Origin of the sequence: Candidatus Anaeroferrophillus wilburensis (genome assembly GCA_016934315.1) — a bacterium.
GTDB classification, from domain to species: domain Bacteria; phylum Desulfobacterota; class Anaeroferrophillalia; order Anaeroferrophillales; family Anaeroferrophillaceae; genus Anaeroferrophillus; species Anaeroferrophillus wilburensis.
Genome location: JAFGSY010000028.1, coordinates 124,393 through 132,515, shown reverse-complemented (window position 1 = coordinate 132,515; position 8,123 = coordinate 124,393). Strand labels below are relative to the sequence as shown.

Below are 8,123 nucleotides of genomic sequence, written 5' to 3'. Positions count from 1 at the left end.
GTTTTATGTTTTATTTTATGCGTTTACCAAAACTTGACTGGCTAGTTTAACGTACGTTGTAAAAAGAACTTTTGACTGTCAAGTTAAGATAGGCTAATGTTTATACGGTCTGCTGGGGGTCTTTTTGGCCGCTGGCTGGCTGCTTGTGGGGTGACTGGTGTTGATGACGTGGTTGGAAACCTTAGGGGCTAGGGGAATTGTCTTCGTCCAGGATTTTGGCCGGGCAGGCGTTTTCCTCTTCTGGTCGCTGGTGGGCATTTTCCGGCCGCCCTTCAAGCTGGCGCCGATTGTCAAGCAGGTCTATGTCATTGGTGCCACCTCGTTTACGGTGATTTTTTTTACCGGTGCTTTTGTCGGTATGGTTCTCGGGTTGCAGGGCCACTATACCCTGAGAATGTTTGGCGCTGAGGGGGCTTTGGGGTCAGCGGTTGCTTTGAGCCTGATCCGTGAGTTGGGACCGGTTCTGACGGGGCTGATGGTTACCGGCCGGGTTGGTTCGGCGATCTGCGCCGAAGTGGGGATCATGCGGATTTCAGAACAGATCGATGCCCTGGAATGCATGGCCATTGATCCCTATCGGTTCCTCATCTCACCAAAAGTGGTGGCCAGCATTATTTCCCTGCCGCTGCTTACCGCAATCTTCAATATCGTCGGTCTGGTGGGCGGTTTTCTGGTCGGGGTGCGGCTGCTGGGCGGCAGTGAGGGGGCCTATCTGGCCACGATGAAATCAGCGGTGCTGGCGGCAGATATCCGCATGTGTTTTATTAAATCCATCTGTTTTGCCATTCTTATTGTATGGATTTCTGCTGATCGCGGTTTTTGGGTCCATAAAAATAAAGATGGCTTTGGCGCCGAAGGCGTGAGCCGGGCTACCACCCATGCAGTGGTGATCTCCTCGGTGGCCATCCTGCTGGCTGATTATATTATAACGTCGATTCTGCTATGACCTGCGAAAACTGTTGCATTGAACTGATTGATATCCGGAAATCCTTCGGCCACCAGCAGGTGCTCAAAGGGGTGAATCTGCCGATCCGCCGGGGGCTGACAACGGTCATCGTCGGCGAGAGCGGCCAGGGGAAGAGTGTCCTGTTGAAACATATCCTAGGCCTGGTGAGTCCCGATGCCGGCAAGGTTATGGTGGAAGGCCAGGATATTACCAGGCTGAGAGGCGCTGCCCTGAAGCAGATGCGAACCCGCTTTGGCGTCTTGTTCCAGGGGGCGGCCCTGTTTGATTCGATGACCGTTTTTGAAAACATCGCCCTGCCGCTGCGGGAACGGACTAGGCTGCCGGCTGTAAAGATCCTCGAAAAGGTCCAGGCCACCCTTGAGCTGCTGGGCCTTGAAGGCAGTGAAGATAAGTATCCAGCCCAGCTGAGTGGCGGCATGAAAAAGCGGGTCGGCCTTGCCCGGGCCCTCCAGCTTGATCCTGAAATTCTGCTTTTTGATGAGCCGACCACCGGTCTTGATCCGGTCAAAAGCCGTGAGGTTTATCAGATGTTTCATGCAACCCAGGAGAAACTTGGCTATACCAGCATTATCGTCAGTCATGATATCCCGAAAATATTTAACCTGGCTGACTATATCGCCCTGCTGCATAACGGGGTTATCCAGACGTGTGCCACCCCTGAAGATCTCCAGCGGGATGAGAACCCGATTGTCAGAAGTTTTGTCAAACGGGTGATGGGTGAGATGTATTCCAGTAAAATAGAGGATATGGAGATGGCCGGCGGACGGTGACGGTATGCGGTTCAGGGTGTGCAGTTTATGGTTGTGAAAGCGGTTGAAGGCGAAAAGGTTTGCCGGCAGGTGAGGAAAGTCCCGGCATTGGTTAAGGGTTGATGAGGGTAGAGGGAGAAGATGGCGAAAAAACGGTTTACCGTTGAATTGGTGGTTGGTTTTTTCATGTTGATGGGTTTTCTGGCTGTTGCCTATCTGGCGATGAGCTTGGGCGGCATTAATCTGCTGGGGACAAAATACATGCGGGTGTATGCCCACTTCAACTCTGCTTCCGGTCTTAAAGCGGGTGCTCAGGTCCAGATTGCCGGGGTGCCGGTGGGGAAAGTTGATCGGATTTCTCTGGATGAAAATGAAATGGCCAAAGTGGAGTTATTGATCGATCCCGGGGTTGAACTGCAGGCAGATGTCATTGCTTCCATCAAAACCCAGGGCATCATCGGCGATAAATTTGTTAAGATTTCCCCTGGTGGTGACGATGAGTTGCTGAAGGATGGCGACCGGATAACGGAAACCGAGTCAGCCATTGATTTGGAAGAGTTGATCAGCAAATATGTTTTCGGTGAGGTTTGACAGGAAAGCCGGGGCAGGGGAATGAGTTGATGGGTGCGATTGGAGAGGGTGCGGGAAAATTGTTGTTGCTTGTCCTGCTGACAGCGAGTCTGTTGTTCGGCGTTTTTGTTTCAGTGCCCGCTGTTTCCGCCGCTGGTTCCGAAGCCGGCAGTCTGGCGGAGATGTTGAATGATGAGTATGACGATGACGACGTTGTCGTTGCCGATCCACTTGAGGCCTATAACCGGCTGATGTTTACTTTCAACGACCGGCTTTACTTCTGGGTCTTGAAGCCGGTTGCCACGGGTTATGGCAAAGTGACCCCGGAGCCGCTGCGGATCGGCATCAGAAATTTTTTCACCAACCTCAGCGCTCCTGTCCGGATGCTCAACTGCCTGCTGCAGGGGAAATTTGCTGCTTTCGGCCAGGAGCTGAGCCGCTTCCTGCTCAACAGTACGGTGGGCATAGCCGGTTTGATGGATCCGGCATCCTATGATGGCATGAAAACCTACGATGAAGATTTCAGTCAGACACTGGGGGTTTATGGCCTGGGAAATGGCTGCTATCTGGTCTGGCCGGTTTTTGGCCCGTCAACTATCCGTGGGACGGTGGGGATGGTGGGTGATTATTTCACTGATCCGCCAACCTGGATTTTCATGGGCGATTTTACCACCGGTGCTGCTGTTACCGCTGGTGAAAAGATCAATACGCTCTCTCTAACTATTGGTGACTATGAAGATATGATAAAGGCGGTCCTCGATCCCTATATCGCCGTGCGAAATGCCTTCTACCAACAGCAGTTGAGGAAAGTGGAGCAATGATAATGACCAACCGTAGCTTAAAGGTAAAACAGCTTGTGGCCTGTGGGCTGGCGGCAGTGCTGATTCTATTCGCCGCTATTGCCGGCGCCACGGATCAGTCATCGCCCCAGGCACAGCTGAAAGCTGCCATAGACAGCCTTGTTGAGGTGTTGAAAGATGAATCTCTTAAAGGGGAGGGGCAGAAGCCGCTCCTTGAGGAAAAAATCACCAAGCTGTTTAAGCAGCAGTTTGATATGGCTTATACCTCCCAGCTTTGCCTGGGGAGGTACTGGCGGACGATCAGTGAAAAGGAGAAACAGGAGTTCATCACCCTGTTTACCGACCTGCTGAAAAGCACCTACATCGGCAAGATTGAAACCTACAATGATGAAGTCGTTCGTTATGACGATGAAAAACTTTTGGAGAACAAGGCCCTGGTGAAGACGGTTATTGTCAGCAAAGGGACTGAAATCCCCTTGGACTACAAGATGGTCAACCGTGGAGGGATATGGCTGGTCTATGATGTCATCATTGAGGAGGTCAGCCTGGTGAGCAATTACCGGAGCCAATTCAGTTCTATCCTCCAGAAGGGGAAATTTCCTGAGCTGCTGGACCGGATTCGCAATAAAATTGCCGAGAATCAGGCTGATCGTGACCAAGCGAAAGGGCAGCAGTTAGGATGACCCCCGAGCCATTGACGACCATCGATCTCAAGACAACCTGCCCGAAAATCACCATCTTCCGCTTTATGGAGCCCGGGGAATGGGAGGTTTTTTCCCAGTATCTTGAGCCGGTCCGTTATCCGGCTGGCAGTATTCTTTACCAGGAGGGGGAAGAGGGAGACTTTTTGGTCTATATTGTCAGTGGCCGTATGGAGGCCTTGAAGCAGTCGGCATTTCTTGGTAAGCCGGTCATCCTGGCCCGTTTCCATGCCGGCTCCGTGGTCGGCGAAATGGCCTTTGTTGATGGCAGCAAACGTTCCGTCACTGTCAAGGTTATGGAAGATACGGAACTACTGGTTTTCAGCCGCAATTCTTATGATCGGTTGCTGGCCGCCGCTCCCCGGGTCGGGACCAAACTGTTGAACGGCATTGCCCACCTCCTCAGCCTCCGGCTACGGCGGGCCAACGAGCGTCTGGCCACCCTTTTTTAGCCCTTTAAGTTTACTCCTGCCCGGTTTTTTCTGTTTTTTCCTGTCGATATTGTTGCCGTCATTGGGCCAATGGATGTGCGGTTCTTTTTATTGCGGGTGTGGTAAAAAGCCGGTGAAACTCCTTGATTTTTCCCGGCACATTGTGTACTGTATTCAGGTTTTCAGGCTTTTTATGGTTTAGTGGACGATGATGCAAATGGGAAAACCTAAAGGGGGAGATCATGGGACGCAATAAAATTACTGTTGTCGGTGCCGGCAATGTGGGGGCTACCTGTGCCCATTGGGCGGCAGCCAAGGAATTGGGCGATGTGGTGCTTATCGATATTATTGATGGTGTGCCACAGGGAAAGGGTCTTGACCTGTTCGAAGCCTCACCAGTTGAAGGGTTTGACTCCCGGATCATCGGGACGAACAACTATGAGGATACCAAAGATTCCGATGTGGTCATCATTACTGCGGGGCTCGCCCGTAAGCCGGGGATGAGTCGTGATGATCTGCTGGAAAAAAATGCCGGCATCATCAAGGGAGTGACCGAACAGATTGCCAAATACTCACCCAATGCCTTCATCATCGTGGTAACCAATCCGCTGGATGCCATGGTCTACGTCGCTAAAAAAGTCAGTGGCTTTCCCAAAAACCGGGTTATGGGCATGGCCGGTGTCCTTGACTCCGCCCGGATGCGCTCTTTTATTGCTATGGAGCTTAATGTGTCGGTGGAAGATGTTTCCGCCTTCGTGCTCGGCGGCCATGGTGATGCCATGGTCCCCCTGGCCCGCTATTCAACGGTGGCCGGGATTCCCCTGCCGGCGTTATTGCCCCAGGAGAAGATTGATGCCATCATCGAGCGGACCCGTAGCGGTGGGGCTGAAATTGTCTCTTTTCTAAAAACCGGCAGCGCCTTTTATGCTCCTTCAGCATCTGCAGTGCAGATGGCCGAGGCAATTCTTAAAGATAAAAAACGAATTCTGCCGGTAGCTGCCTATCTGGAAGGGGAATACGGTATTGATGGTTACTATATGGGCGTGCCGGTGAAGCTGGGCGCCGACGGCATTGAAGAGATTATCGAAATTGAACTGCTGCCGGAAGAAAAAGCAGGTTTGGAGAACTCGATTGCCGGGGTGAAGTTGCTGGTGGAGAAGCTCAAGATCTAAGGGAGAACCGCTTCCGGCTGGCTTTTTCTTCCAGCCGCAGGATTTTTTCTTTGTCCGACGGGTGTTATCTGGTATAGACCGGATGACACCCGTTTTGTTTAGGGTAATCATGGGTAACGTTGCAATCATTTGAGGGATGGATTGATCGTAGTTGCATGAAAAAATTTTTCTTACTGCTGATTGTTCTTGCTGCCAGTGTTGCAGCATTGCTGGCGATTATCCCGCCGCTGCTTTCCTTGCCAACCCTGCGCCTTCAGGTTGAGGGGCAGCTGCAGCAGGAACTTGGCCAGCCGGTTACCATCGGCGATCTGCGCCTGCAGGTGTTTCCCCGGCCAGCTTTTGTTGCCGAGAATGTCGTGCTCAGGGCACGGCAGGCCGATGGTGGGCAGCCATGGTTTTGTTGTCCAAAGGTGCAGGCCTGCCTGGATCTCTGGTCATTGCTGCAGGCAAACGTGGTATTCTCCTCCCTGGTTATGGAAAATCCGGGTTGTACCGGCAGCTGGAATGGGCAACAGCAGCCGTGGCATGCCTTGATGCCGTTCCTGCCGGCAATAGCGAAGCCTGATCGGGAAGTCATTCCCGGATCAGTGATGGATGACGGCCGATACCTGACGGGGATGGTGCAATCCGGTTCCCGCTTTGCCGTCAGGATTATTGATGGGTCCTGCCGGATAGCTGGTTTTCCAGGGTTGTCTGAAGCACTGCAGCTTGAAAAACTCAATGGCCGGTATGCTTATGATCCCGGGCGCTCCGGGTCGCAAATCAACGGCATGGCAACCTGCCTTGGTGGTCGGATTAGCGCCGATTTTTTCTGGTATACATCATTGCTTGAGACGGGCCAGCAGGAAACCCAGGTCGATGGAACCCTGGAAGGGGTTGGCATCCTGTTGAGTCATGTGCGTCCGGTGGGGGCAGGGGCAGCGGGCGTCGAGCAGTTGGAAATCTCCCATGGCTCTGCTGATGTGGCCATGGAATTCAACGGCCGGCTGGAAAAGGGGCTTGCGGTTCATTGTCAGGCTTCCATCAACCAACTGGCTGCAGTGCGGGCAGCATCATCGATATCGGCAAAACGCCCGGTTGTTCAAGATTTATCCGCTGAGCTGGTGGCTTCAGGCTACCTGGCATTGTTGGATGGCTATGTGAACCTCAAGAGTTCCCGTCTGACCTTGCCAGGGTCGACAACCGTTTTTTCCAAAGGGTTGATAAAATATAACCGCCGCTTGGTTCTTGATCTGTTGAACAGTGTCAGCTCCGAACATATGGAAACCCTCCTTGACCGGTTGCCGGGTGCTGTGGGCAATTTTGCCGATCTGTCAGGCAGTTGTACTGGAGAGGTTAATATTATCGGCAACCTGGCTGTGAATCCGGTTGTCCGCCTGAACCTTGCTGCTGATCGCCTGTCGCTGCACCGTCCTGACGAACAGCTCCGGGAGCAGCAGCAAGATAGACAATCCTGCTCACCGCTTACACAGCTGGAAAATGTTCTTGCCTGGTCGATGGCCAGCAAGTGGCTAGCCGACGTATCCTTTGCTGTCAACCGGCTGGATTTCTGCGATCTTATGCTTGAAGATGTTAGCCTGGTGGGCAAGAAAACCTATAACCAGCTCTATGTTGAGAGGTTTTCGGGAAAGGTTGATGATGGTCTGGTGCGGATATCGCTGGTTGTTGATGATTTGCTTCATGAGCCCTTGTGGAATGGCTCCCTGGTGGTCCAGTCGCTTGATCTGGCCGCTGCTCCGCCATCCTGGCCCATGGGTGGCATCCTGGATGCTTCCCTGATCTTTGATGGTTCGCTTCCGGCTGGTGTCAATCCAGACTGGTTGTCAACCCTCCGGGGCAACGGCACCATTACGGTCAACAAAGGTAGTTTCCGTGACCACCAGCTCACTAGGGGGCTGTTTTCCTTTGCGCCTTTCTTGATGAATTTGCCGGCGGAGCGTTTTTTCAGTCCTTTTACGCGGTTGCAGCTGCCGATGAAAATTGCCAACCGCGCCTGCCGCCTGCAATCCATTTCCCTGGTCTCCCCCTGGTATCAGCTGCAAGGCAGCGGCCTGCTGGATTTCAATTCCCAGCTGATGTTTCAAGGTGAGATTCTCTATGGCGACCCTGATGTCCAGACGGCTAAGGGGCGTGCGTTGCCTTTCCGGCAGCGGGTCCGGTTGAAGGGTCCTCTTGACCACCTGGCTGCAGAAAATTAGCTGCTGTTTCCCGCCAACGGGTAAAACGTTGCCAGGATCTCTTCGCCCCGTGCCGGAACGGCTGAAATCCAGTAGACCAGCGTTTGGCGGCAGAAAATATAGTGCACTTGTCCCATGCCCATGAACTGGTAGAGGCGGGCTCCTTCCTTGCCCCTGATCTGTGGATGGTGAAATGGTGAACGGGGGTTGTTGACCATTTTTTCAACCATGATGTCAGTCTGCCGTCTGGCGGTCTGTTCATCGCTGCTGCGGGAGATCCAGACCATGGCCACCTCGCTGCCGCCAGCCGCGTATCTGCCGATTGCCCCGGCTTCCACTTCAATCGTTTTACCGTGTAGTTGATTGATCCGGTCGATTGCCGGTCCTTCGGTGACCAACTGGAGCCGCTGAAGGGTGCCGATTGTTTCGGGGAACAGGGACTCCAGAGGCTGCTTTGTGGTGGCCGGCTGTTGACAGGCAGCGAACTGAAACAGGAGCAACACCTGGAAAAACAATGAGAATGATCGCTTCATGATTCTTTTCCTCATAATATTTT

General features: G+C 53.0%; 9 protein-coding genes. 8 read left to right on the top strand and 1 reads right to left on the bottom strand.

The window, feature by feature from the left end:
• Positions 1–163 precede the first annotated feature (163 nt).
• The 8 genes from JXO50_07430 (at position 164) to JXO50_07395 (ending at position 7,588) form a co-directional block, all read left to right on the top strand.
• A complete protein-coding gene (locus JXO50_07430; GenBank protein ID MBN2332921.1) occupies positions 164–946 on the top strand; it encodes an ABC transporter permease in 783 nt (260 codons plus the stop codon).
• Positions 943–1,737 (top strand): ABC transporter ATP-binding protein, encoded by a 795-nt coding sequence (locus JXO50_07425; protein MBN2332920.1) that lies wholly within the window; start codon positions 943–945, stop codon positions 1,735–1,737. The genes JXO50_07430 and JXO50_07425 overlap by 4 nt, the downstream gene beginning before the upstream one ends.
• 120 nt (positions 1,738–1,857) lie before the next feature.
• Positions 1,858–2,307: an outer membrane lipid asymmetry maintenance protein MlaD gene (gene mlaD, locus JXO50_07420; protein MBN2332919.1), complete on the top strand. Its 450-nt coding sequence runs from the start codon at positions 1,858–1,860 to the stop codon at positions 2,305–2,307.
• 29 nt (positions 2,308–2,336) lie between these two features.
• Positions 2,337–3,107, top strand: a complete 771-nt coding sequence (locus tag JXO50_07415) for a VacJ family lipoprotein (protein MBN2332918.1) — start codon at positions 2,337–2,339, stop codon at positions 3,105–3,107.
• Positions 3,108–3,109: 2 nt separating this feature from the next.
• Positions 3,110–3,769, top strand: coding sequence for an ABC transporter substrate-binding protein (locus JXO50_07410; protein MBN2332917.1), 660 nt, complete (start codon positions 3,110–3,112; stop codon positions 3,767–3,769).
• Positions 3,766–4,239 (top strand): cyclic nucleotide-binding domain-containing protein, encoded by a 474-nt coding sequence (locus JXO50_07405; GenBank protein ID MBN2332916.1) that lies wholly within the window; start codon positions 3,766–3,768, stop codon positions 4,237–4,239. The genes JXO50_07410 and JXO50_07405 overlap by 4 nt, the downstream gene beginning before the upstream one ends.
• 221 nt (positions 4,240–4,460) lie before the next feature.
• Positions 4,461–5,390 (top strand): malate dehydrogenase, encoded by a 930-nt coding sequence (gene mdh, locus JXO50_07400; GenBank protein MBN2332915.1) that lies wholly within the window; start codon positions 4,461–4,463, stop codon positions 5,388–5,390.
• Between the two features lie 155 nt (positions 5,391–5,545).
• Complete coding sequence (locus JXO50_07395) at positions 5,546–7,588, top strand: hypothetical protein (GenBank protein ID MBN2332914.1); 2,043 nt, start codon at positions 5,546–5,548, stop codon at positions 7,586–7,588.
• Here the strand turns inward: JXO50_07395 and JXO50_07390 are convergent.
• Complete coding sequence (locus tag JXO50_07390; GenBank protein MBN2332913.1) at positions 7,585–8,100, bottom strand: hypothetical protein; 516 nt, start codon at positions 8,098–8,100, stop codon at positions 7,585–7,587. The two genes, JXO50_07395 and JXO50_07390, sit on opposite strands and share 4 nt — an antisense overlap.
• Positions 8,101–8,123: the final 23 nt, after the last annotated feature.